This window comes from Fulvimonas yonginensis (assembly GCF_037137055.1).
Lineage (GTDB): Bacteria > Pseudomonadota > Gammaproteobacteria > Xanthomonadales > Rhodanobacteraceae > Frateuria_A > Frateuria_A yonginensis.
Genome location: NZ_JBBBNY010000001.1, coordinates 272,527 through 295,710, shown reverse-complemented (window position 1 = coordinate 295,710; position 23,184 = coordinate 272,527). Strand labels below are relative to the sequence as shown.

Here is a 23,184-nt window from a genome sequence, read left to right as displayed (position 1 = left end):
GCCTATCCGCCCCGGCACAGCGTGGCGAGCGATTCGCGGGTAGGCGCGTCCGGCATCCTCGCCGCGAGCGGCCCGAGCAGGTCCACGGCGACGTCGCCGTCGGCCTCCTGCATCCACATGCAGCGGGCCTCGCGGCCCTGCCCGTCGATGCGGATGCTGGCCACGGTGCGCGCCACGTCCACGTCGCGCGGGGTCAGGGTAAGCGTCCAGGCGCCCGCGGCGTCGCCGCGACGGGCGATCGCGAAGGCCTTGCGCAGGCGGCCGGCGTCGCCGCCGAGCAGGGCGACGAAGCTGTCCACCAGCACCCGCAGCTGCGGTGCGCGCTCGAGCGAAAAGCTGCGCGCGCTCTTGCCGGCTCGCTGCTGGGTGACCTCGCCGCCGGCGATGCGCGCGGTCTCCTCGTGTGGCCGGGTCACGTGCCGCTCGAGCGTGTCGCCGCCGAGCCAGGCCAGTTCGCCGGAGACCACCAGCGGGCGCTCCAGCACCTGCATGAAGCGCGCCTCGGCGAAGGCGGTGCGCGCCGGCGCGGGCCGGCCCAGGGCGGCGATCAGCTCGCCGGTGGCATCAGGTGCCGACGACGCGGCCGCCGACCAGCTCAGGATCAGGCTGCACAGGAGCATGCCGGTCTTGCTGCCAGAAGTCATAGAAGTTGAACCAGTTGTAGGGCGCGACGTGGACATAATGCTCCAGCCGCTGGGCGTAACGGCCGATGAGCGCGTCCAGCGCCGGCCCCCGGTTGTGCCGCGGAATCTCGACCTGGTCGGCGAACGGCTCGAAGATCAGCCGGTAGCGGCGTCCGCCCAGGTACAGGCCGAAGCACAGCACCACCGGCACCTTGAGCGATTGCGCCAGCAACCACGGCCCGACCGGAAACGGTGCCGGCTGGCCGAGGAACTCGGCGTGGCGCAGCACCTCGTGGCTGCGCCCGCGGTCGGCCAGCAGCGCGACCAGCGCGCCCTGCTGGCAGGCCTCGGCGATCGCCAGGGTGATCGAGGTGCCGTCCTGCGAGGCATCGATCACGCAGGCGCCCACTTCCGGTGCCAGCGCTTCGAGCAGTTCGGTCATCGCCGGTGTCTTCTGCTTGTCCAGCAGCACGCGCAGCGGCATCTGCGGCCGGCGCGCGCCGATCGCGCGCAAGGCTTCGAAGCTGCCCTGGTGCGAGCCGAACAGCAGTACGCCGCGGCCCTGCGCCAGGCGCTCGTCGAGCAGGTCCAGACCCACCGTCTCGAACTCGAAGTTCTTCTCGCCGTGGGCGAGCAGGAAGATCCGGTCCATGATCGTGGCGGCGAAGCAGTGGATGTGCTTCATCACCTGCCAGGCGGTGGCGCGCCGCCCGAACACCCGCGTGAGGTAGGCGCGCGAGGCGGTGCGTTCCGGCGCGCGGCGCAGGTAGAAGTACAGCGTGATCGGATACAGGAACAGCCGACCGAAACGCCGCCCGCCGTACAGCGCGATGTTGCGGATCAGCCACAACGCGAAACGTCCGCCCCCCTCGGGCCGGCTCTGCCAGTGGTCACTCATGCGTCGCTCCCTCGACCAGGCCGCGCGCGAGCAGGACGCCCTCGCGGCGGATTTCGAAGCGTACCTGCGCGCCGGCCGGCGTCAACTGCAGCTCGGCCGCTTCCCCGGGGCGCAGCGGGGCCAGGAACTTCGCCTCCCGCACGTGGGCCAGCCGTTCGCCGCGCCAGGTGCGCAGCGCCTGCGCCACCTGCTCCAGCAGCAGCACGCCGGCCACCAGCGGGCGGCCCGGGAAGTGGCCGGGCAGGCTGGGGTGGTCGGCCTGGAAGCGGAAACTGGCACGGTAGACGGGCGTGGTCATCGGGCGCCGTCCCGGCTGCGGATCAGGTGCGGCCAGCGTAGCGCCAGGCGGTGCAGCAGCACGGGCAGGGCCAGGTGCGGCAGGTGGCGCAGGTGCCAGCGGCGGAACAAGTATTCCAGCACGAAGGCGGCGACGATCAGCGCATAGCCGCCGGCATGCACGTAGCCCTGTACCCAGCCGGCCGGCAACGGCCATGGGGGGCGGTGGCCCAGCGCGGCGAGCACGCCGCCCGGCACCTCGCACAGCAGCAGGCCCGCCAGCACGATGCCCTGCACGCCGAGCAGCACGGTCCAGAACCAGGTGAGCTGGCGCGCATAGCGCGCGATGCCGGGCATGGCGAGCCGCGGCGTGCCCTCGATCGCCTCGATGAAGCGCGCCACCAGCGGCTGCGCCCCGGCGCGCAGGGTACGGCCGAACAACCACGCCAGCAGCAGGTTGACGAGGACCGGCACCGCATCCAGCGCCAGCACTACCAGCCCGTGCAGCGCCAGCCAGGCCAGCCCGGCCAGCAGGCCCAGCCACAGCAGCCACGGTACCGGTCGTCCCGTGCGCAGCGCCGGCCACAGCAGCAGGCTCAGCAGCAGCACGATGGCGGCCAGCGAGAATGCCTGCCGATGGGTCAAGGCACCGGCGATCGCCAGCAGCGGATAGGCCAGCAGCAGGGGCAACGCGCGCCCACGGGCGCGCCGGGCATGGGACATGACGTGCGCGTGCATCAGGACTCGACGAGACGATGATCCGCGCTGGCGCCTGTCGAAAGCGTCAGTGCGCCGTGGCGCCGGTTCAGGCGGCCCGATGCTGCTCGATGTGCTCCGAGAGCGTGGCCAGGCTGGTGAAGATGCGCCGGTTGTCCGGGTTGTCCGAGCGCAGCTGGAAGCCGTAGCGCTTGGACACGGCCAGCGCGATCTCCAGGGCGTCGATGGAATCCAGTCCCAGCTCGCCGCCGAACAAGGGGGCCTCCGGATCGATCTGCTCGGGTGCGACCGTCTCCAGGTTCAGGCTCTGGACGATCAAGGTGGCCAGCTCGTGCTGCGCCGCGGTCTGTTCTGCCATGCGCGATTCCGTACCCCACTCGTGTTGCCTCCCCCCGGCGGCAGCGGGCACGGAGTGTAACATAGCGTCCCTTGTGCTCCTGGTTGCGATGCATGATGCAGGGTTGTGAAAACGCGCTCGCCGAACCGCTGCTGCGCCGCGCGCCGCGGATCGCCTACCGCAACGGCGAGGCCGCCGCGGTGCTGGCCGAGGCGGGCACGCTGGCGGTGCTCGGTTTCGGTGCCGGAGCACGGGTGGGCGACGATCCCCGCTGCCTCGACGTGGCGCTGGAGTGCTTCGACGCGCCGGCGCCGCTGGAGGTCTGGCAGGTCGATGCCACGGTCGAGCACGGGCGCACCGGTGCGGTGCGCTGGGCGGCCGGCGGCGGCTGGCTATTCGCCTCGATCGAACGGGACGAAGGCCCCCGCGGGGACCCGCGCGGCACCGCACAGGAGGCCTACGAACAACTCCGCGAGGTGCTGGCCGGGCGCGCCGAGCGCCACGTGCTGCGCGTGTGGAACTACCTCGACGCGATCAACGAGGGCGAGGGCGACGGGGAGCGCTACAAGCGTTTCTGCGAGGGCCGCGCCGCCGGCATGGGCAATCGTTTCGCCGAAGGCTTCCCGGCCGCCACCGCGATCGGCCACCACGGGCCGGCGGGCCGCCTGCAGGTGTATCTGCTCGCCTGCGACCAGCCCGGCGCACGGGTCGAGAACCCGCGCCAGGTGAGCGCCTGGCGTTACCCGCGCCAGTACGGCCGTACGCCGCCCAGCTTCGCCCGCGCCATGCTGTTGCCGGCGCGGGATGCGCTGGCGATCTCCGGCACCGCGGCGGTGGTGGGGCATGCCTCCGCGCACCAGGACGACCTGCACGCGCAACTGGAGGAGACCCTCACCAACCTCGAGGCGCTGCTGGCCTGCGCCGGGCTGGCGCCGGGCTTCGACACGCAGTCGCCGCTGAAGGCCTACGTCCGCCATCCCGCCGACGCGGCCTTCGTGCGCGACTTCCTGGCCCGGCGCCTGCCCGGTGTGCCGGTGCTGCTGCTGCACGGAGACATCTGCCGTCGCGAACTGCTGGTCGAGATCGACGGCTGGCGCTACGCCTGAGGCGGTGCGTCGAGCCGCGGTAGGCGCGAGCTTGCTCGCGATCCTGCGGTTTGCAGGATCGCCGAACGACGAGGAGCGTCACGAGCAGGCCCGCACCTGCCGCTGCCTCGCAGTCGGCCGGGGCATCCGGATCACGCGGGTTTGGGTTTCTTGGTGGGGCGCTTGTAGCCCGGCACGGTCTGCTGCCGCCCGCGCGCCAGGGTGAGCTCGCCCTCGGGGGCGTTCTTGGTGATCACCGAGCCGGCGCCGATGGTGGCGTTGGCGCCGATCGTCACCGGCGCGACCAGCGCGCTGTTGGAACCGATGAAGGCACCATCGCCGATCTGCGTGAGGTGCTTGTTGGCGCCGTCGTAGTTGCAGGTGATGGTGCCGGCGCCGACGTTGACCCCCGCGCCGATGCGGGCGTCGCCCAGGTAGGTCAGGTGGTTGGCCTTGCTGCCTTCGCCCAGGCGCGCCTGCTTGGTCTCGACGAAGTTGCCGATGTGCACGCCGGCGGCCAGTTCGGTGCCGGGACGCAGGCGCGCGAACGGCCCGATCAGGCAGGGGCCGTGAGTGACCACGCCCTCCAGGTCGCAGTGCGCGTGCACCACGGTGCCGGCGGCCAGTTGCACGTCCTTCAGGCGCACGAACGGGCCGATGCGCACGTCGTCGCCGAGGCGCACGTCACCCTCGAGCACCACGTCGATGTCCAGCTCGACGTCGCTGCCCGCGTGCAGCGTGCCACGCAGCTCCAGCCGGCGCGGGTCGACCACGCGCACGCCGGCACGCTGCAGCTCGCGCACCGCGCGCCGGCGATGGTGGTCCTCCAGCTCGGCGAGCTGCAGCGGGTCGTTGGCACCGGCGGCCTCGACCGGGTCGTCGCACTCCACGCACACGGCCGGCCGGCCTTCGGCCGCGGCCATCGCGAAGACGTCGGTGAGGTAGTACTCGCCCTGCGCGTTGTTGCGGTCCAGCCGCGCGATCCAGCCGCGCAGGGCGCCGGCGTCGGCGGCGAGGATGCCGGTGTTGACCAGCCGGATCGCACGCTCGGCGGCGTCGGCGTCCTTCTCCTCGACCACGCCCACCACGCGCCCTTCGGCATCGCGCAGCACGCGGCCGTAGCCGTACGGGTCGGCCATGACGGTGGCGAGCAGTGCCAGCCCTTCGGCGGCGACCAGCGGTTCGAGCGTGGCGGCGCGCAGCAGCGGCACGTCGCCGTAGAGCACCAGCATGCGCGCCGGTTCCGGGATCCCTTCCAGCGCATGGCCCACGGCATGGCCGGTGCCGAGCCGCTCGGCCTGTTCGACCCACACGAGGTCCGTCTGGTCGGCGAAGGCGGCGCGCACCTGCTCGCCGGCGTGGCCATGCACCACGTGGATCGCCGCCGGCCGCAGCGCGCGCGCGGTCGCCAGCACATGCGCCAGCAGCGGTCGGCCGGCCAGCGGCATCAGGACCTTGGGCTTGCGGGATCTCATCCGCTTGCCCTCGCCGGCGGCGAGGATCACGACATGCAGGGACGCAACTGGCATCGGACACCGGATCTGGCGGGGAACGGCGGGAGGATAGCAGTGCGACCGTGAAGCGGACCGGTCAGTCCCGCTTCTCCGGTGCCGGCTGCAGGTTCTCCAGCTGCGGCGTGTACGCCTTGACGAAGGCGTTGCGCAGGACGTTGACGACCGCGGACCAGGTGCCCAGGTCCTTGTCGTCGATGCGGCCGCTGATCGGCACGCGAGTGGCGAACTGGTCCTTGGCCTGGTTCTTGAACAGCGCGGTGACCGCCTGCGCGACCGCCTCCCACGCCACGCGCAGGGGATTCTTGCCTTCCTCCTCGACGTCCTGCTTCCAGCTGAAGATCTGCACGTCGTACAGCAGCGGCTTGGCGTAGCCGTCGAGCTGGCCGTCGCGTGCTTCCAGCTGCATCACGAACGTGCCGTGGCCGCCGGCGAAGTCGAGCTTGGCGTAGGCGCGCGCCAGGTCGTTGAGGCGCTTGAGCTGGATCTCGCTCACGCGCAGGATGAAGGTGAAGTCCTGCAGGCGCTTGTCCAGCGGATCGAAGCGGGCCTTGGCCATCAGCGGCGCCTCGCCCAGGACCCGGGCGGTCGCGTCGAGATCGGCCACCCGCCGACCCTGGCTGCGATCGGCGTTGGTGAGGTTGATCACGGTGGCATCGACGTCGGTCATGGCGAGGTCCACCTTGGGGTGGGAGACGAAGTTGTGGAAGGTCACCTTGCTGTCGCGCACGGTGACCTCGTCCAGCCGGATCGGCAGCAGCATCTCCAGCTTCTGGCGCCAGTCGACACCGGTGCCGGTCTGGCTCGGTCCCTTGTCCTGACCGTCGACGAAGTTCAGGCTGGCGCGGTCGAACTCGACCCGGCCGCGTACCGTGCCGTGGCTCAGTGCCCGCCAGCTCAGCGCGATGTCGGTGGTGGCCGCGGCGAAGAACGGCACCGGCACCTTGCCGTCGACCTTCTCGATGCGCAGCCCCGCGATGCTGTAGGCGCCGCGCCACAGGTGCACGTCGATGTCGGCGATCTGCCCATGGTAGTCGCCCATGCGGTCCATCTTGCGGTTGAGGTAGTCCTTCAGCACGTACGGCAGTACCAGCCGCGCCACGACCAGCAGCGCGAGGACGACCAGTACGCCGATCAGGGTACGGCGGTAGGCGGGTTTCATGACGCGCTCCAGGCAGTCCAGCCGGGCCGAGTCTAGGCAGCCGGGCGTGGGCTTGGCGTTCAGGGTCGGCGCTAGGGCGAAGGTTTTGCCGCGGCGGAAGACACGCTGGCGCGGCCGTGCTCGCAACGGAAGGTGAAGACGTAGTCGAGGCTGAACGGCTTGGTCTCGCTGTCCACCGGGTGGCTGTCACCGTCGGCGTCGGCGGCCCAGCGGGTGATGGCGAGCGGCGTGTAGCGCCAGCCCCGTACCGCCCGCCGCACCGCCTCGGCGAACGGCCGCTGCGCGGGTGGGGGATCCATGCGCACCTCGCTGACGGTGCCCTGCTCGCTCACGATCACCCGCGCGGGCAGGTCGACCTGCGCCGGGCAGGTGGCGAGCATGGCCTCGGGATAGGCGGGCGGGTCGTGCGCTTCGGGCGTCGCCCCCATGGCGATCTGGCCCATCGCCAGCTGGTAGTGCGCCAGCCCGGCGCCTTCGATGGTGCGGTAGCTGGCCGATCCGACGCCCTGGGCCGGGGCCTGCTTCGGCGTGGTGTGGGCACAACCGGCCAGCAGGGCGGCGGTGGCAAGCAGGGCGGGGGCGCGAGTCATCGGCGAGTCCTTTCTCGGGGGCGCACGGCAGCCTAGCCCGGTGGCGCCGGAAACGGCAAACCGGCCTGGCGCACGGAACCTTTCGGGGAACTGCGGCGAGGGAGCGTCGCAGCCGCCGGACGGCACCGGCAGCGTCCGGCCAGATCCGGGCTCTCGGCCACCCGCGGGCCGGTCGCTCCTGCGCCGGCCGCTACACGCACGCAAAAAAACGCCGGCGCGAGGCCGGCGTCTTGCTTCGGGCCGGGTGGCCGTCAGTGCTTGAGGTTGCGACGCAGGCGCTCCAGCGCCTGCAGCTGGGTCAGTGCGGCGACCAGCTTGGCCTGGGCCTCGGCCACGTCGATGGCGTCGGACCGGTTGGCCAGGGCGTCCTCGGCTTCCTTCTTGGCGGCCAGCGCGGCGGCCTCGTCGATGTCCTCGGAACGGATCGCGGTGTCGGCGAGCACCGTGACCGCGTGCGGCTGCACTTCCAGGATGCCGCCGCCGGTCACCGAGATGTCGACCTTCTCGCCGCTGGTCTCGGTCACGATGACCTTGCCGGGCTTCAGGCGGGTGATCAGCGGCGCGTGGCGCGGCGTGATGCCGAGCTCGCCCTGGTCGCCGGTGGCGACGACCATCGTGGCCTCGCCCGAGTAGATCTCGGCTTCGGCACTGACGACTTCGACGCGGAGGGTGGTTGCCATAGGTGTGTCTCGTTCTGCTCGGCGGGGGGAGGCGGGCGGCATCGGCCCGCCGCGGGATCAGGCAGCCTTCTTGGCGGCCATCTCCTCGCCCTTCTTGATCGCCTCGTCGATGCCGCCGACCATGTAGAATGCCTGCTCCGGCAGGTGGTCGACTTCGCCGTCCACGATCATCTTGAAGCCGCGGATGGTCTCCTTCAGCGACACGTACTTGCCCGGCGCGCCGGTGAACACCTCGGCCACGTGGAAGGGCTGGCTGAAGAAGCGCTCGCACTTGCGCGCGCGCGACACCACCTGCTTGTCCTCCTCGGACAGCTCGTCCATGCCGAGGATCGCGATGATGTCCTTGAGCTCCTTGTAGCGCTGCAGCGTGCCCTGCACGCGGCGGGCGACGTCGTAGTGCTCGGCGCCGATCACGTTCGGATCGAGCTGACGGCTGGTCGAGTCCAGCGGGTCCACCGCCGGGTAGATGCCGAGCGCGGCGATGTTGCGGCTGAGCACCACGGTCGCGTCCAGATGCGCGAAGGTGGTCGCCGGCGACGGGTCGGTCAGGTCGTCCGCGGGCACGTACACGGCCTGGATCGAAGTGATCGAACCGGTCTTGGTGGAGGTGATGCGCTCCTGCAGCACGCCCATCTCCTCGGCCAGCGTCGGCTGGTAGCCCACCGCGGAGGGCATGCGGCCGAGCAGCGCGGACACCTCGGTACCGGCCAGCGTGTAGCGATAGATGTTGTCGACGAACAGCAGCACGTCCTTGCCCTTGCCCGACGCGTCCTTCTGGTCGCGGAAATACTCGGCCATGGTGAGGCCCGTGAGCGCTACGCGCAGGCGGTTGCCCGGCGGCTCGTTCATCTGGCCGTAGACCATCGCCACCTTCGACTCGGGCAGGTTGTCGAGCTTGACCACGCCCGCGTCCTGCATCTCGTGGTAGAAGTCGTTGCCCTCGCGGGTGCGCTCGCCCACGCCGGCGAACACCGACAGGCCCGAATGCTGGGTCGCGATGTTGTTGATCAGCTCCAGCATGTTCACGGTCTTGCCCACGCCGGCGCCGCCGAACAGGCCGATCTTGCCGCCCTTGGCGAACGGGCAGACCAGGTCGATCACCTTGATGCCGGTTTCCAGCAGCTCGTTGGCCGCGGCCTGCTCGTCGTAGGACGGCGCTTCGCGGTGGATGACCCAGTGGTCCTCGGCGTTGATCGGGCCGACCTCGTCGATCGGGTTGCCGAGCACGTCCATGATGCGGCCCAGCGTGGCGGTGCCGACCGGCACCTTGATGCCCTCGCCGGTGTTGCGCGCGACCAGGCCGCGGCGCAGGCCTTCGGTGGAGCCCAGCGCGATCGTGCGCACCACGCCGTCGCCGAGCACCTGCTGCACTTCCAGCGTGATGTCGGTGCCGTCGATCTTCAGCGCGTCGTACACCTGCGGCACCTGATCGCGCGCGAACTCGACGTCGATGACCGCGCCGATGATCTGAACAACTTTGCCCTGGCTCATGGATGTGCTCCGGATGGATTCTTTCGAGTTTTCGTCACAGCGCCGCCGAAGCGTCGCTCTTGTTCAGAGTGCGGCCATGGATGGCCACTTTTGATCGTGCCTCGCGGTCATGGATGACCGCACTTATACAGCCGCGGCGCCGCCCACGATCTCCGAGATTTCCTGGGTGATCGCGGCCTGGCGCGCCTTGTTGTAGCTCAGCGTCAGCTCGGCGATCACCTTGTTGGCGTTGTCCGAGGCGGCCTTCATCGCCACCATGCGCGCCGCGTGCTCGCTGGCGAGGTTCTCCAGCACGCCCTGGTACACCACCGATTCGACGTAGCGGCCGAGCACGTGCTCGAGCACGGCGGCGGCGTCCGGTTCGTAGATGTAATCCCAGTCGTGGGTCTGCTCCAGCGTGATGCCGGCGTAGGCCGAGTCGCCCGAGGACTGCTGCGCGGCCAGCTCGGCGGCCACCAGCGGCAGCGGCAGCAGCGCGTCGACCATCGGCTTCTGCGTCATGGTATTGACGAAGTCGTTGTAGGCCAGGAAGACACGGTCCAGGCCGTTGGCCATGTAGGCGTCCAGCACCACCTTGATCACGCCGACCAGCTGCTCCAGCTTGGGGCGCTCGCCCAGGTGGCTCACGCTGCCCACCAGGTTGATGCCCTTGATGCGGCGGAAGAACTGGATCGCCTTCTGGCCGATGGCGACCACGTCCACCTGCACGTTCTGCTCCTGCCACTGGCGGATCGCCGGCAGCACGCGACGGAACAGGTTGGAGTTCAGGCCGCCGCACAGGCCGCGGTCGGTGGAGATCACCACGAACGCCACGCGGGCGACGTTCTCGCGCTCGACGAGGAACGGATGCTTGAAGTCGGTGTTGGCCTGCGCCACGTGCGCGATCACCCGGCGCATCATCCGCGCGTAGGGGCGCGAGGCCTTCATCAGGTCCTGTGCCTTGCGGATCTTCGAGGCCGAGACCATCTCGAGCGCGCGCGTCACCTTGCGCATGTTCTGCGTGCTCTTGATCTTGGTTTTGATTTCGCGTCCGCTTGCCATCTGTCTGCTCTCGGGTTCGACCTGCGTAGGGCGGGCCGGCGCCCGCCTTCGACGTGCGCGGCGGGCCCGCAGGCCCACCGGCGGGTTCACCAGGAACCGGTCTTCTTGTACTCGTCCAGGCCGCTCTTGAAGGCCGCCTCGATCTCGTTGTTCCAGTCGCCCGTGGCCACGATCTTCTTCATCAGCTCTTCGTGGTTCTGGTGGAAGAACGCGTGCAGGCCCTTCTCGAACGGCAGCACCTGGGCGACCGGCAGGTCGTCGAGGTAGCCCTTCTCGGCGGCGTACACCGACAGCGCGAGCTCGGCGATCGACAGCGGTGCGTACTGCTTCTGCTTCATCAGCTCGGTCACGCGCTGGCCGCGGTCGAGCTGGGCGCGGGTGGCCGGGTCCAGGTCCGAGGCGAACTGCGCGAACGCGGCCAGCTCGCGGAACTGCGCCAGCGACAGCTTCACGCCGCCGGAGAGCTTCTTGACGATCTTGGTCTGCGCCGCACCACCCACGCGCGACACCGAGATACCGGCGTTCACGGCCGGGCGGATGCCGGCGTTGAACAGGTCGGTCTCCAGGAAGATCTGGCCGTCGGTGATCGAGATCACGTTGGTCGGCACGAATGCGGACACGTCGCCGGCCTGGGTCTCGATGATCGGCAGCGCGGTGAGCGAGCCGGTCTTGCCCTTGACCTCGCCGTTGGTCTCCTTCTCGACGTAGGCCTCGTTGACGCGCGCGGCGCGCTCGAGCAGGCGCGAGTGCAGGTAGAACACGTCGCCCGGGTAGGCTTCGCGGCCCGGCGGACGCTTGAGCAGCAGCGAGATCTGGCGGTAGGCCACGGCCTGCTTGGACAGGTCGTCGTAGATGATCAGCGCGTCCTGGCCGCGGTCCCGGAAGTATTCGCCCATGGCGCAGCCGGCGTACGGCGCGATGTACTGCAGCGCGGCCGACTCGGAGGCGGAGGCGACCACCACGATGGTGTTGGCCAGCGCACCGTGCTCCTCGAGCTTGCGCACCACGTTGGCGATCGACGAGCGCTTCTGGCCGATCGCCACGTAGATGCAGAAGATGCCCGAGTCGCGCTGGTTGATGATCGTGTCGATCGCCACCGCGGTCTTGCCGGTCTGGCGGTCGCCGATGATCAGCTCGCGCTGGCCGCGTCCGATCGGGATCATCGAGTCGATCGCCTTGTAGCCGGTCTGCACCGGCTGGTCGACCGACTTGCGCCACACCACGCCCGGCGCGACCTTCTCGATCGGCGAGGTCTTCTTGGCGTTGATCGGGCCCTTGCCGTCGATCGGGTTGCCCAGCGCGTCGACGACGCGGCCGAGCATTTCCGGACCGACCGGCACCTCGAGGATGCGCCCGGTGGTCTTGGCGGTGTCGCCTTCCTTCAGGTGCTGGTACTCGCCCAGCACCACCGCGCCGACCGAGTCGCGCTCGAGGTTCAGCGCGAGCGCGTAGGCGTTGCCCGGCAGCTCGATCATTTCGCCCTGCATCACGTCGGCCAGGCCGTGGATGCGCACGATGCCGTCGGACACGCTGATGATCGTGCCCTCGTTACGGGCCTCCGCGCCGAGCTTGAACTGCTCGATGCGGGTCTTGATCAGCTCGCTGATCTCGGACGGGTTCAAAGTGGTGCTGGACATGGTCGCTTTCCTGAATTTGGGAATGCTTTTTTCGAGAGCCCGGCCATGCGGCCGGTTTCGCTCTCCGGATTTTTCAGCGCCCGCCTCGGTGGCCGGCGCTGCTTTCGCGGCGCGCGCCGCGCGTGGATCAGTGTGTCAGCACCGTGGCCAGCCGCTGCAGGCGGCCGCGCACGGAACCGTCGATCACTTCGCTGCCGGTGTCGATCACCACGCCGCCGAGCAGCGCCGGATCGACGCGGGTCTCCAGCTCGATCTCGCGCTGGAAGCGGCGCTTGAGCGACGCCTTCAGCTGCTCGGCCTGGGCGGCGTCCAGCGCCATCGCGCTGGTCACCTTGACCTTCAGCTGCGCGCCGGCTTCGCGCTTGTAGTACTCGTAAAGCTCGGCCACTTCCGGCAGCAGGGCCAGGCGTCGCTTGTCGGCCAGCGTACGCAGGAAAAGCGCGAACGGGGCATCCGCGGCCATGCCCTGCGGCAGGTGCAGCGCCACCAGCTCGGCAGGCTGCGCGCGCGGATCGCCGACCAGCGCGGCCACGCGCGGCTCCTTCGCCACCGCAGCGGCGAAGGTGAACGCCTGCGACCAGTCGCCGAGGGCGCCGTTGTCGCGCGCCAGCTCGAACGCGGCACGCGCGTACGGGCGGGCGAGGGTGATTGCCTGGGCCATGGTCAGATCTCGGCGGCGAGCTGGTCGAGCAGCGCCTTGTGCGCTGCCGGGTCGATCTCGCGCTGCACGATCTTGGCCGCGCCCTGCACGGCGAGCGCGCCGACCTTCTCGCGCAACTCGTCACGGGCGCGCTGCGCCATCGAGGCGATGTCGTCCTGGGCGCTCGCCTTCAGCCGGTTGATCTCGGCGATGGCGTCGGCGCGGGCCTTGTCCAGGATCTGGTTGGCCTGCTGCTGGGCACGGTCGATGATCTCGGCCGCCTGCTGGCGGGCCACCTTGATCTCGGACGCGACCTTGTTGTCGGCCTCGCGCAGCTCCGCGCGTGCGCGCTCGGCCGCGTCCAGACCCTCGGCGATCTTGAGCTGGCGCTCTTCGATGGCCTTGTTGATGTGCGGCCAGATGAACTGGACGCAGAACCAGATCAGGATGGCGAAGGCGATCATTTCGCCAATCAGGGTCGCGTTGAAATCCATCGCTGCCTTACCTGTGAATGCGGGGTGGTACGGATACGGGCGCCGGCATGGCGCCCGCAGGGGCAAGCGGCGCCGGAGCGCCGCCTCGTCTTACTTCGCCGCCAGACTGGCCAGCAGCGGGTTGGCCACCGCGAAGTACATCGCCAGCGCCACGCCGATCAGGAACGCCGCGTCGATCAGGCCGGCGAGCAGGAACATGCGGCCCTGCAGCAGCGGGACCAGTTCAGGCTGGCGGGCGGCCGCCTCGAGGAACTTCGAACCCATCACACCGATACCGATACAGGCGCCGAGGGCGCCCAGGCCGATGATCAGGCCCAGCGCGATGGCGGTGAAACCCTGGACTTGCGCGATTTGAACGATTGCTTCCACGACGGTCTCCTCAGAAAAGAAAGGCTTGGGTGTTCGGTTGAAAAGGATTGCGGATCAGTGGTGGTCGTGAGCCATCGAGATGTACACGACGGTCAGTACCATGAAGATGAACGCCTGGATCGAAATGATCAGGACGTGGAAGATGCCCCACACGGTGTAGCCGATGATGCCCATGCCGTAGAGCAGCCAGCTGCCGGCGCTGAACAGGCCCGCGATCAGCATGAACACCAGCTCGCCGGCGTACATGTTGCCGAACAGTCGCATGGCCAGGCTCACCGGCTTGGACAGCAGCTCGACCACGTTGAGCGCGAAGTTGGGGATCCACAGCAGCGGGTGCTTGCCGAACGGCGCGGTGAACATCTCGTGCATGTAGCCGCCGAAGCCCTTCGCCTTGAAGCTGTAGAAGACGATCAGGATCAGCACCGTCAGCGACATCGCGAAGGTCATGTTGACGTCCGCGGTCGGCACGGCGCGGAAGTGGCCGAGGCCGAACTTCTCGGTGATCCAGGGCAGCAGGTCGACCGGCAGCAGGTCCATCGCGTTCATCAGGAAGACCCAGGCGAACACGGTGAGCGCCAGCGGCCCGAGGATGCGACGGTCGCCGTGGAAGACGTCCTTGACCTGGCCGTCGACGAACTCGAGCACGATCTCGACGAAGGCCTGGCCCTTGCCCGGCACGCCGGCGGTCGCCTTGCGCGCCTTGAGCCAGAACCACAGGCAGAACAGCACGCCGAGCACCAGCGAGACCGCCACGGAGTCCAGATGCACCGCCCAGAAGCCCTCCGGACTGACATGCGGAGTCAGATGCTTCAGGTGATGGGAGATGTATTCGGTAAGACCGCCCTGCGGCTCGCTTGCCATGTGTCAACCCTTGAATCTGAACGCCAGCAGATGGACCGCGTAAGCAGCCGCCAGCCCCGTGATGGCGGCCGGCGGCGGCAATTTGAGTTGGATCAGGATCACGCCCATCCCCCCGATGACCGCGATCCACTTCAGGACCATGCCCATCAGCAGCCGGCCCAGCGCCATGCCTGCCCCGTACGTCCCGGCGAAGGCCCGCGCGCCAAGCAGCGCGTTGCCCAGCGCCACCACGAGGGCGCCTGCAAGGGCCGCCAAGGCTTCGCGGCGCCCCTGCATCAGGAAGACGAGGCCGACCAGTGCCGCCACGCCGACCTGCCGCATCACGATGCGCAGTGCCAGGCGGCGACCGGAGGCAGGACTGTTGAGCACGTGTGTTCCCGCGCGGTTTCGCACCAGGCGTCACCCTTGCAGCTGCGGGCCACGATCCAATCCGCAAAAGTATATCAGCGGCGCGTTTGCAGCGACAAGCCGAAGCGGCTGCGACATCTTGTCGTGGCGGCGCAGACGTCCGCTGCCATTGCGCGCAAGTTCTTTCACGAGGGGCAAAGAAAAGGGCCGGACGGGAACGTCCGGCCCTGCAAGGCGCCTCCGCCGGGGAGGGGAAGGGAGGCGCGCGCCAGCTGCCTTACTTGGCGGCTGCCGTCTTGCGCGCGGCGGCCGACGCCGGGGCGTCGTTCGCGGCCGGCTGCAGCTGGACCAGCGCGCCGAGCGACTCGGCGGTCTGCCGGCCCACGGCGACCAGCTCCTGGGTCAGCTCGACGGCCTGCTCGGCCTGCGCACGGCCCAGTGCCACGCCCTTGTCCCAGAGGCCGCGGAAGCCCTCGGCGTCACGCAGCTCGGCCGCGGCGGCGAGGAAATCGGCCGCCGAACGGGACTGCCGCTCGAGCGCGCCGAACTGCAGCCCGGCCGCCTGCTCGAAGCCCTTGAGTAGAACCGCCTGCGCCTTGAAGGCGTTGTCGGCGAACTGCCTGGCGTAGGCGAAAACCTGCTGATTGACCTGCTGTGTCATGGCACGACCCTCACGGACGGCTTTTTGGAGTGGAGCCAGTCTAGCAGCGGTTTTTGTGCAATGCAACAAGATGCGGGCGATCCTGTGCTGCGTTCTCGCGCTGAGGCATGTCGCACCGCGTCAGAAGCTGCTCCGGCCGCAGCTCGCGCCGGAGGTACAGGTCTCGTGCACCACCACCCGGTCCAGTCCCGGCAGCCTCGATCGGAGACGGCGGAAGATCCAGCGCGCCAGCATCTCGCTGGTCGGGTTCTCCAGCCCCTCGACTTCGTTGAGGTAGCGGTGGTCCAGCTGCTCGAACAGCGGCGCGAAGGCCGCCTTGATGTCGGCGAAGTCCATCACCCAGCCCAGCGACGGATCGGGTTCGCCCTCCACGTGGACCTCGATGCGGAACGAATGGCCATGCAGACGCGCGCACTTGTGGCCGGCAGGCACGTTGGGCAGCCGGTGCGCCGCCTCGATCTGGAAAACTTTGTGGATGTGCATGGCGGGCGATTGTACGTCCCGCCCGGACAGGGCCGGACGCGGCGGGAAGCGGGGGGCGGCGCAGCGGGAGCGTGGTGGCTATGGGTGGACTCGAACCACCGACCCCAGCATTATGAGTGCTGTGCTCTAACCGGCTGAGCTACATAGCCTTGGGGCGTCGTCGGCGCTCGGCGCCAGCGGAGCCCGGCAGTGTAATCGCCAGGGCGTGCCGGTTCAAGCCTTTCGCTTGTCGCCGCTTCGCGCGGTATGGTTGAATCCCGGGCACCCGTCCCGCCAACAGCGGCCGAGGAGGCGAGATGATCGACGCCGATGGCTACCGTCCGAATGTGGGCATCGTGCTGCTCAACGGGGACGGCCGCCTGTTCTGGGCGCGCCGGATCAACCACGATGGCTGGCAGTTCCCGCAGGGCGGCATGCGCAGCGACGAGACGCCGCTGGAGGCGATGTACCGCGAGCTGGCCGAGGAGACCGGGCTGGCGCCCGAGCACGTCGAGGTCATCGCCAGCACCCGCGGCTGGCTGCGCTACCGCCTGCCCAGCCGCTACGTGCGCCACCACCAGCGGCCGACCTGCGTCGGCCAGAAACAGGTCTGGTTCCTGCTGCGCCTGGTCGGCGGCGAGGCGGCGTTGCGCCTGGACGCCAGCGAGAAGCCCGAGTTCGACGTCTGGCGCTGGGTCGATTTCTGGTATCCCGCCGTGCACGTGGTCAACTTCAAGCGCCAGGTCTACGAGCGCGCGCTGCGCCACTTCGCCCCGCTGGTGGAGGAACTGTTGAGCGTGCAACTGGGCCCGCTGCCGCGCCCTGCGGCCCCCGGGAAGGTCGCGGCGGCCTGAACCGCGCCCGCAGGCCTTGTTGACAATCATTCGCATTCGCGTTGGAATGCGCGGCATGTACATCTGCCTCTGCAATGCCGTTACCGATCACGACATCCGTCGCGCCGCGGCCGAGGGCGTGCGCAGCTTCGACGAGCTGCAGGCGCGCACCGGCTGCTCGGACTGCTGCGGCTGCTGCGAGGCGGAGGCGCGCGCCACGCTGGAGTCGGCGCTCGCTCAGGTGGCCTTCCCGCTGCCGCTGGTCGCCGCCTGAGCCCTCGGGCGGGGGAATCCCGAACCGCACGCATTCGCATTTCGCCTTTCCGCAGGGCGAGTCCGTATAGTCGACGGTCGACCGCGCACCGGAGACTCCCCATGAAAGGCGACGCCAAGGTCATCGAGTACCTCAACAAGGTGCTCTACAACGAGCTGACCGCGATCAACCAGTACTTCCTGCATTACCGCATGTTCAAGGACTGGGGCTACGGCGAGCTGGCCGAGCACGAGTACAAGGAATCGATCGACGAGATGAAGCACGCCGATCGCCTGATCGAGCGCATCCTGTTCCTGGACGGCCTGCCCAACCTGCAGCACCTGGGCAAGCTGCGCATCGGCGAGAACGCGCTGGAATGCCTCAAGGGCGACCTCGACCTGGAGCTGGCCGCCACCGTGGACCTGCGCGCCGCGATCGCACACAGCGAGGGCATCGCCGACTACGTCAGCCGGGATCTGTTCAAGACCATCCTGCACGACGAGGAAGAGCACATCGACTGGCTGGAAACGCAGCTCAATCTGGTCAAGGACATCGGCGCCGAGCGCTACCTGCAGAGCAAGCTGGGCGACTGATCCGGCCGCCGGCGGATGGCGGGCGCGCGCCGCCGCAGCGGGCGGCAGGAGCGCGGTCGCAATCCGTGGCGCCGTTCCTTGACGCTCTCGTCACGCAGCGGCTATACCGGACACCCTTGCCGTACCGGATTCGCCCATGGCTTCACGCCCGCCTCCGCGCTTCGTCGTGCGACCGCACGATGACGCCAGCCTGCGTCGTCGCCGGCTGTGGCTGGGCGCGGCCTGGCTGGCCAGCCTGCTGCTGACCGCGGGCGTGGTCGGCACGTTGGCCTGGCGTACCACGCCGGCCGCGGTCGACCACCGTGAAGCCCGCCGGCTCGCCGCGCAGAACGAAGAGCTCAAGCAGCAGATCGCCAACCTCAAGCGTTCGCAGCAGGTCACCGAGATCGCGACCCGGTCGCTGCGCGGCACGCTGGCCGAGCGGGAGGAGGAGATCAACGGCCTGCGCACCGACCTGGGCTTCTATTCGAGGCTGGTCGGCGGCAGTGCCCAGCGCGAAGGGCTCAAGGTGCAGGAGGTGCAGCTGCGCCCGGTCAGCGGCTCGCGTGCCTGGAACCTCGCCCTGAGCCTGACCCAGAACGCAAAGCGCGGCAGCGACGTCAGCGGCACCGTCACGGTGAGCGTGGAAGGCGTGCGCGGCGACAAGGTGGTGGCGCTGGACTGGGCCGCGCTCGGCGACGCGGCACAACAGGACGGCCTCGCGTTCCGCTTCCGCTACTTCCAGCAGCTCCACGCCACCTTCATGCTGCCGGCCGATTTCAAACCGACCCGGTTGCGCATCCACGTGCAGCCGCAGGGCGACGATGCGGTCGACCGCACGGTCGCCTGGAACGACGCCCTCTCGGGCAACCTCACCATGATCGAAGGGGGAAACTGACCATGCTCAACCGTCGACGCACCGACCGCGCCAGCGGCAGCAACGACACCAGCCTGATTGCCCGCGGCACGGTGATCCAGGGCGACCTGCGCTTCAGCGGCGCGCTGCACCTGGACGGCCGCATCGAGGGCGCCGTGCTGGCCGAGGGCGAGGACGCGGTGTTCACCTTGAGCGAGCATGGCCAGGTGCTCGGAGAGATCCGCGTCCCCCACGCGATCATCAACGGCCAGGTGCAGGGCGACATCCACGCCAGCCAGCGGCTGGAACTGGCGCCGCAGGCGCGCATCACCGGCGACGTGCACTACCACACCCTGGAAATGGCGGCCGGCGCGCAGGTCAACGGCCGCATGAGCCATCGTACCGGGGACAGCGCGCGCGAGCTGCCCTCGCCGGGCCAGCTCGAGGACGCCACGCTGGACGACGCCGTCCCGGCGTGAGCCGCGGCGCCCGCCAGGCGCTATGCTTGAGATCGCGCCCCGGCAACCGCACATCCGCCGCATGGAAACCGTCGTCCCCATCCCCGACTACCGCCAGGCCACCGCTCCGCTGGTCTTCACCGAGGCTGCCGCGCGCAAGGTGCACGAGCTGATCCTCGAAGAAGGTAATCCCGCGCTGAAGCTGCGGGTGTACATCACCGGCGGCGGCTGCTCGGGCTTCCAGTACGGTTTCACCTTCGACGAGGCACAGGCCGAGGACGACTTCGCGCTCGAGCGCGAAGGCGTCACCCTGCTGGTCGACCCGCTTTCGCTGCAGTACCTCACCGGCGCCGAGATCGACTACGCGGAATCGCTCTCCGGCGCGCAGTTCGTGATCCGCAACCCGAACGCCAAGACCACCTGCGGCTGCGGCTCCTCGTTCTCCACCTGAGGCAGCGATGGCCGCAGCGGTCACCAACGTCTTCGCCGGCCTGAGCCTGGTGCTCGACCGCATGGCCGAGCGGCGCGACCACGAGGCCTGGATCGCCGAACAGGCGGCCTGCCCCGGGGCGCGCTACCTGCTGCTGCACCCCTCCGGCGACAGCTACCTGCTGCGCGACACCGAGGGCCTGCGCTGGCTGAGCGAGGCCGAGCGGCGCGAGCTGTTCGCGGAGCTTCCCGCCAGCCTGCTCGGCATCGCCGACGCGCGCCCGCACTTCCTGATCGCACTGGACGAGAACCATCCGCTGGAGCAGCTCGAACGCCGGCTCGACGCGCGCCGCGTGGGCCTGCGCGAGGCGGGCCTGCGTCTCCCCGCCGCCGAGGCGGGCCTGTTCGCCTATGCCAAGGGACTGGCGCACTGGCAACGCGAGACGCGCTTCTGCGCCGGCTGCGGCGCGCCGCTGCGGCGGGTCGCCGCCGGCCACCGCCTGCAGTGCACCGACGACGCCTGCGGGCGGTTGCATTTCCCGCGCACCGACGCGGCGATCATCGTGATCGTCGAGCACGAGGACGCCTGCCTGCTGGGGCGCCAGGCGAGCTGGCCGGCCGGGCGCTGGTCCACGCTCGCCGGCTTCGTCGAGCCCGGCGAGTCGCTGGAAGATGCCGTGCGGCGCGAGGTTGCGGAGGAAGCCGGCGTGCGCGTGGACCAGGTGCATTACCATTCCTCGCAGCCGTGGCCCTTGCCCGCCTCGCTGATGGTGGGTTTCACCGCCACCGCGTTCGATCGCCACATCGACCTGCGCGACGGCGAGCTGGAGGACGCACGCTGGTTCACCGCGGGCCAGATCGTGGCGGGCCTTGCCGACGGCAGCTTCGCCACGCCGACGCGATTGTCGGTGTCCTACCAGTTGCTGGCCCACTGGCTGCGCACGCGCGCCGGGTTGGAGCTGGACACGCTCGTCGACCGCTCTTCCTAGCAAGCCGCGCCGGCGACCGAAGGCCGGCCAGCCGGCCGCTACAATGCAGCCCTGATCCGGAGTCCGTCCCGATGGCCCTCAGCCTGCTTGCCGCCCTCATCGCCCTCGGCCTGCTGCACCTGCTGCCGCAACTCGCGCAGTGGCGCGGCGATGGCGTGTTCCGCCACTGGGTGCGGCAGCTGGACGACACCGCCGGACGTGGCCGCGTATTGCTGACGCTGATCGTCCCTGCCGCGCTGTGTCTGCTGCTGTCCGAGCTGCTCGGGAAACTGCCGCTGGGCGGTTTCCTGCAGCTGGCCTTCGCCGTGCTGGTGCTGCTGTACGGCCTGGGCCCGCACGCCTTCGAGGCGGACCTGGAGGCGGTCCTGCACGCGCCCGACCGGCCCGCACGCGAGGCCGCTGCGCAGCGGCTCGCCGAGCCCGGCGGCTACGTGGCCTGGACCGCGCACGCACTGGGCGAGGCGGTGGCGCTGGCCGCGTTGCGGCGGCGCTTCGGCGTGCTGCTGTGGTTCTTCCTGCTCGGTCCGGCGGGAGCGCTGCTGTACCGGCTGGCCCAGGCGCTCGGCCGCGACGACACGCTGGCGCTGGATGCCGGCAGCCGCACGCACGCCCGCTACGTCGCCAATGCGCTGGACTGGCTGCCGGCGCAGCTGCTGGTGTTCACCCTGGCCCTGGTCGGCCATTGGGATGCGGTGATGGACGCGTGGCGACGCTGGCGCCTGCATGCGGCACCGACCAGCTGGTACACGGACGAGCCCGACTTCCTCGCCGCGGCTGCCTGCGCGGACATCGACGTGGACATCGCCGCCGGCGACGGCTACGCCGAGGAGCGCACCGACCCGCTGTTCGAACTGGCGCGCATGCGCGGTGCCTTCCTGCGCGCGCTGCTGGCCTGGCTCAGCGTGGTGGCGCTGATCGTACTGGGCGGCTGGCTGACCTGACCTGCCCGCGGGAGCGCGCTTGCTCGCGATGTTTGCGGAAGCGGCGTGACGCGCGCGCTGCGGGCAGGCCTCCACCGGATGGCGCCGCAGCGCTACGCGAGCGTCCCGCGCAGTTCGCGCACCCGCGCCTCGAGCGCATCCAGCCGCAGCCGCTCCGGCGCCACCGGCGCGTCGATGACCAGCTCCACCCGGGCACGGAACCGCCGCGGCAGCCGTGCCCACCCCAGGCGCGTGTCGCGCCGGCTCCACACGCTGCCCCACAGTCCGCGCAACGCCATCGGCACCACCGGCACCGGCCGGCGTTCCAGGATCCTCAGCAGGCCCGGCCGGAACGGCGCCACGTCGCCGTCCCGCGTCAGCCCGCCTTCGGGAAAGAGGCACACCAGCTCGCCTGCGGCGAGCGCCTGGTCGATCGCCTCGCAGGCAGCCGCGAGCATCGCCGGATCCTTGTTCCGTCCGGCGATGGGGATCGCCCTGGCGGTGCGGAAGACGAAGTGCAGCAGCGGCACCTCGAAGATGCGGTAGTACATGACGAACCGCGCCGGGCGCCGCAGGTGCGCCATCAGCAGCAGGGCATCCATGTAACTGACGTGGTTGCACACCAGCAGCGCAGGCCCCTCCTCCGGCACGTGCCGCGCGCCCTCCACGCGTACGCGGTAGAGCGTGTTCACCAGCACCCAGGTGATGAAGCGCATCGGGAATTCGGGCACCAGCGTGAAGATGTACGCGGCCACCGCGACGTTGAGCAGGGCCGCGGCCAGGAACACCTGCGCCGCATCGAACCCGAGCGCCGCCAGCCCGAGGCCGAAGCCGGCGGCCAGCACGATCAGCAGGGCGTTCAGAATGTTGTTGCCGGCGATGACGCGAGAGAGCTGCTCGCGCGGCGCGCGCGCCTGCACGAAGGCGAACAGCGGCACCACGTACAGGCCGGAGAACGCGCCGATCAGGGTCAGGTCCAGCACCACCCGCCAGCTGCCCGCGCTGCGCAGGAAGGCCAGCCAGTCCTGGTCGTGCAGCGTGGCCGCACCGTGCCGCGCGAGATACAGGTCCACGCCGAACACGGTCAGCCCGAACGCGCCCAGCGGCACCAGGCCGATCTCCACGCGCCGGCCCGACATGCGCTCGCACAGCAGCGCGCCCACGCCGGTGCCGATCGAGAACAGCGTCAGCACCAGCGTGTTGACCGAACCGTCGCCGCCCAGCGTCTGGCGGGTGTAGTTGGGCAGCTGCGCGATCAGCACGGTGCCGAAGAACCAGAACCAGGAGATGCCGAGCACCGCGTTGAACACGGCGCGGTCCCGGCGCACGATGCCGAGCACGCGCGCGGTTTCGCCGACCGGGTTCCAGGTGAATTTCAACTCCGGCGCGGTCGCGGGGGCCGGCGGAATGCGGCGGCTGGCCAGGTAGCCGCCGACCGCTACCGCGATCGTCGCCGCCGAGGCCAGCCAAGGTCCCACGCCGGGCACCAGCATCAGCGAATTACCGGCGATCATGCCGACGAGTATCGCCAGCTGCGTGCCCATCTCGACCAGGCCATTGCCTCCGACCAGCTCGCCGGGCGCGAGCGCCTGCGGCAGGATCGCGTACTTGATCGGCCCGAACGTGGTCGAGTGCAGCCCCATCAGGAACAGCACCCCGAGCAGCAGCGCGGTATCGTGCGTGTGGAAGCCGACCGCTGCCAGCGCCATGGCCCCGATCTCGAACAGCTTCACCGCGCGGATGATGCGCGTCTTCTCGTACTTCTCCGCCAGCTGGCCGGCGGTGGCCGAGAACAGGAAGAACGGCAGGATGAACAGGGCCGGCGCCAGGTTGGTGTAGAGCGACACGCTCCTGTCGTCCAGCCCCATCCGGAACGCCACCAGCATCACCAGCGCGTTGCGGAAGGCGTTGTCGTTGAAGGCGCCCAGCGCCTGGGTCCAGAAGAACGGCGCGAAGCGACGCTGGCCGAGCAGGGCGAATTGGCTCATGCG

At 69.7% G+C, this 23,184-nt stretch carries 29 protein-coding genes and 1 tRNA gene; 9 read left to right on the top strand and 21 right to left on the bottom strand.

All coding sequences use genetic code 11. The features are described from left to right. Positions 1-2 precede the first annotated feature (2 nt). The 5 genes from WAT24_RS01305 to WAT24_RS01285 all read right to left on the bottom strand — a co-directional run bounded on the left by WAT24_RS01305 (position 3) and on the right by WAT24_RS01285 (position 2,872). Complete coding sequence (locus tag WAT24_RS01305; protein ID WP_336806000.1) at positions 3-620, bottom strand: LolA-related protein; 618 nt, start codon at positions 618-620, stop codon at positions 3-5. Beyond that, a complete protein-coding gene (locus WAT24_RS01300; protein WP_336805999.1) occupies positions 565-1,521 on the bottom strand; it encodes a lysophospholipid acyltransferase family protein in 957 nt (318 codons plus the stop codon). The genes WAT24_RS01305 and WAT24_RS01300 overlap by 56 nt, the downstream gene beginning before the upstream one ends. Beyond that, on the bottom strand, positions 1,514-1,819 hold the full coding sequence (locus WAT24_RS01295) for an ApeI family dehydratase (RefSeq protein ID WP_336805998.1): 306 nt from the start codon (positions 1,817-1,819) through the stop codon (positions 1,514-1,516). Before WAT24_RS01295 ends, WAT24_RS01300 begins: the two co-directional genes overlap by 8 nt. Continuing rightward, positions 1,816-2,535 (bottom strand): COG4648 family protein, encoded by a 720-nt coding sequence (locus tag WAT24_RS01290; RefSeq protein ID WP_336805997.1) that lies wholly within the window; start codon positions 2,533-2,535, stop codon positions 1,816-1,818. Before WAT24_RS01290 ends, WAT24_RS01295 begins: the two co-directional genes overlap by 4 nt. Positions 2,536-2,602: 67 nt before the next feature. Beyond that, positions 2,603-2,872: a phosphopantetheine-binding protein gene (locus WAT24_RS01285; protein WP_336805996.1), complete on the bottom strand. Its 270-nt coding sequence runs from the start codon at positions 2,870-2,872 to the stop codon at positions 2,603-2,605. A gap of 92 nt (positions 2,873-2,964) precedes the next feature. Here WAT24_RS01285 and WAT24_RS01280 point away from each other — a divergent pair, with 92 nt between their 5' ends. Further along, the gene (locus WAT24_RS01280; protein ID WP_336805995.1) at positions 2,965-3,957 is read left to right on the top strand and encodes a chorismate transformation FkbO/Hyg5 family protein; all 993 of its coding nucleotides are present in this window, start codon (positions 2,965-2,967) and stop codon (positions 3,955-3,957) included. A gap of 131 nt (positions 3,958-4,088) precedes the next feature. On the opposite strand, the gene glmU is transcribed toward WAT24_RS01280, so the two are convergent. The 15 genes from glmU to WAT24_RS01205 form a co-directional block, all read right to left on the bottom strand. Continuing rightward, complete coding sequence (gene glmU, locus WAT24_RS01275) at positions 4,089-5,465, bottom strand: bifunctional UDP-N-acetylglucosamine diphosphorylase/glucosamine-1-phosphate N-acetyltransferase GlmU (protein WP_336805994.1); 1,377 nt, start codon at positions 5,463-5,465, stop codon at positions 4,089-4,091. A gap of 61 nt (positions 5,466-5,526) precedes the next feature. Next, positions 5,527-6,609 (bottom strand): DUF748 domain-containing protein, encoded by a 1,083-nt coding sequence (locus tag WAT24_RS01270; RefSeq protein WP_336805993.1) that lies wholly within the window; start codon positions 6,607-6,609, stop codon positions 5,527-5,529. A gap of 71 nt (positions 6,610-6,680) precedes the next feature. Continuing rightward, a complete protein-coding gene (locus WAT24_RS01265; RefSeq protein ID WP_336805992.1) occupies positions 6,681-7,199 on the bottom strand; it encodes an energy transducer TonB in 519 nt (172 codons plus the stop codon). A gap of 251 nt (positions 7,200-7,450) precedes the next feature. Next, entirely contained in the window at positions 7,451-7,879 is a 429-nt protein-coding gene (locus WAT24_RS01260; protein ID WP_336805991.1) for a F0F1 ATP synthase subunit epsilon, read from the bottom strand. A gap of 57 nt (positions 7,880-7,936) precedes the next feature. Next, positions 7,937-9,370 (bottom strand): F0F1 ATP synthase subunit beta, encoded by a 1,434-nt coding sequence (atpD, locus tag WAT24_RS01255; RefSeq protein WP_336805990.1) that lies wholly within the window; start codon positions 9,368-9,370, stop codon positions 7,937-7,939. Positions 9,371-9,493: 123 nt separating this feature from the next. Further along, the gene (atpG, locus tag WAT24_RS01250) at positions 9,494-10,411 is read right to left on the bottom strand and encodes a F0F1 ATP synthase subunit gamma (RefSeq protein ID WP_336805989.1); all 918 of its coding nucleotides are present in this window, start codon (positions 10,409-10,411) and stop codon (positions 9,494-9,496) included. An 86-nt stretch (positions 10,412-10,497) separates the two neighbouring features. Then, positions 10,498-12,048: a F0F1 ATP synthase subunit alpha gene (gene atpA / locus WAT24_RS01245; RefSeq protein WP_336805988.1), complete on the bottom strand. Its 1,551-nt coding sequence runs from the start codon at positions 12,046-12,048 to the stop codon at positions 10,498-10,500. Positions 12,049-12,175: 127 nt separating this feature from the next. Further along, entirely contained in the window at positions 12,176-12,709 is a 534-nt protein-coding gene (locus WAT24_RS01240; RefSeq protein WP_336805987.1) for a F0F1 ATP synthase subunit delta, read from the bottom strand. Positions 12,710-12,711: 2 nt separating this feature from the next. Beyond that, a complete protein-coding gene (locus WAT24_RS01235) occupies positions 12,712-13,182 on the bottom strand; it encodes a F0F1 ATP synthase subunit B (RefSeq protein WP_336805986.1) in 471 nt (156 codons plus the stop codon). Between the two features lie 90 nt (positions 13,183-13,272). Beyond that, positions 13,273-13,551: a F0F1 ATP synthase subunit C gene (atpE, locus tag WAT24_RS01230; protein WP_336805985.1), complete on the bottom strand. Its 279-nt coding sequence runs from the start codon at positions 13,549-13,551 to the stop codon at positions 13,273-13,275. A gap of 54 nt (positions 13,552-13,605) precedes the next feature. After that, the gene (gene atpB, locus WAT24_RS01225; protein ID WP_336805984.1) at positions 13,606-14,412 is read right to left on the bottom strand and encodes a F0F1 ATP synthase subunit A; all 807 of its coding nucleotides are present in this window, start codon (positions 14,410-14,412) and stop codon (positions 13,606-13,608) included. 3 nt (positions 14,413-14,415) lie between these two features. After that, on the bottom strand, positions 14,416-14,781 hold the full coding sequence (locus WAT24_RS01220) for a hypothetical protein (RefSeq protein ID WP_336805983.1): 366 nt from the start codon (positions 14,779-14,781) through the stop codon (positions 14,416-14,418). A gap of 256 nt (positions 14,782-15,037) precedes the next feature. Next, positions 15,038-15,421 carry a phasin family protein gene (locus WAT24_RS01215; protein WP_336805982.1) on the bottom strand — a complete coding sequence of 128 codons (384 nt, stop codon included), beginning with the start codon at positions 15,419-15,421 and terminating at the stop codon, positions 15,038-15,040. Positions 15,422-15,541: 120 nt separating this feature from the next. Then, on the bottom strand, positions 15,542-15,904 hold the full coding sequence (queD, locus tag WAT24_RS01210) for a 6-carboxytetrahydropterin synthase QueD (RefSeq protein ID WP_336805981.1): 363 nt from the start codon (positions 15,902-15,904) through the stop codon (positions 15,542-15,544). A 72-nt stretch (positions 15,905-15,976) separates the two neighbouring features. Beyond that, a tRNA-Met gene (locus tag WAT24_RS01205) sits at positions 15,977-16,053 on the bottom strand. A 147-nt stretch (positions 16,054-16,200) separates the two neighbouring features. Between WAT24_RS01205 and WAT24_RS01200 the strand changes: the two genes are divergently transcribed. From WAT24_RS01200 to WAT24_RS01165, 8 genes are all read left to right on the top strand, one after another. Next, a complete protein-coding gene (locus tag WAT24_RS01200) occupies positions 16,201-16,737 on the top strand; it encodes an RNA pyrophosphohydrolase (protein WP_336805980.1) in 537 nt (178 codons plus the stop codon). Between the two features lie 46 nt (positions 16,738-16,783). Further along, positions 16,784-16,990, top strand: coding sequence for a (2Fe-2S)-binding protein (locus tag WAT24_RS01195; protein WP_425605204.1), 207 nt, complete (start codon positions 16,784-16,786; stop codon positions 16,988-16,990). 101 nt (positions 16,991-17,091) lie between these two features. Continuing rightward, a complete protein-coding gene (gene bfr / locus WAT24_RS01190; RefSeq protein WP_336805978.1) occupies positions 17,092-17,562 on the top strand; it encodes a bacterioferritin in 471 nt (156 codons plus the stop codon). 136 nt (positions 17,563-17,698) lie between these two features. Further along, entirely contained in the window at positions 17,699-18,439 is a 741-nt protein-coding gene (locus WAT24_RS01185; RefSeq protein WP_336805977.1) for a DUF6776 family protein, read from the top strand. 2 nt (positions 18,440-18,441) lie between these two features. Further along, on the top strand, positions 18,442-18,876 hold the full coding sequence (locus WAT24_RS01180) for a bactofilin family protein (protein WP_336805976.1): 435 nt from the start codon (positions 18,442-18,444) through the stop codon (positions 18,874-18,876). A 61-nt stretch (positions 18,877-18,937) separates the two neighbouring features. Next, positions 18,938-19,306, top strand: coding sequence for an iron-sulfur cluster insertion protein ErpA (gene erpA, locus WAT24_RS01175; protein WP_336805975.1), 369 nt, complete (start codon positions 18,938-18,940; stop codon positions 19,304-19,306). 7 nt (positions 19,307-19,313) lie between these two features. Further along, the gene (gene nudC, locus WAT24_RS01170; protein ID WP_336805974.1) at positions 19,314-20,273 is read left to right on the top strand and encodes an NAD(+) diphosphatase; all 960 of its coding nucleotides are present in this window, start codon (positions 19,314-19,316) and stop codon (positions 20,271-20,273) included. Positions 20,274-20,344: 71 nt separating this feature from the next. After that, positions 20,345-21,214, top strand: a complete 870-nt coding sequence (locus WAT24_RS01165) for a beta-lactamase induction protein (RefSeq protein WP_336805973.1) — start codon at positions 20,345-20,347, stop codon at positions 21,212-21,214. Positions 21,215-21,306: 92 nt separating this feature from the next. On the opposite strand, the gene WAT24_RS01160 is transcribed toward WAT24_RS01165, so the two are convergent. Continuing rightward, positions 21,307-23,181 (bottom strand): MFS transporter, encoded by a 1,875-nt coding sequence (locus tag WAT24_RS01160; protein WP_336805972.1) that lies wholly within the window; start codon positions 23,179-23,181, stop codon positions 21,307-21,309. Between the last annotated feature and the right edge of the window lie 3 nt (positions 23,182-23,184).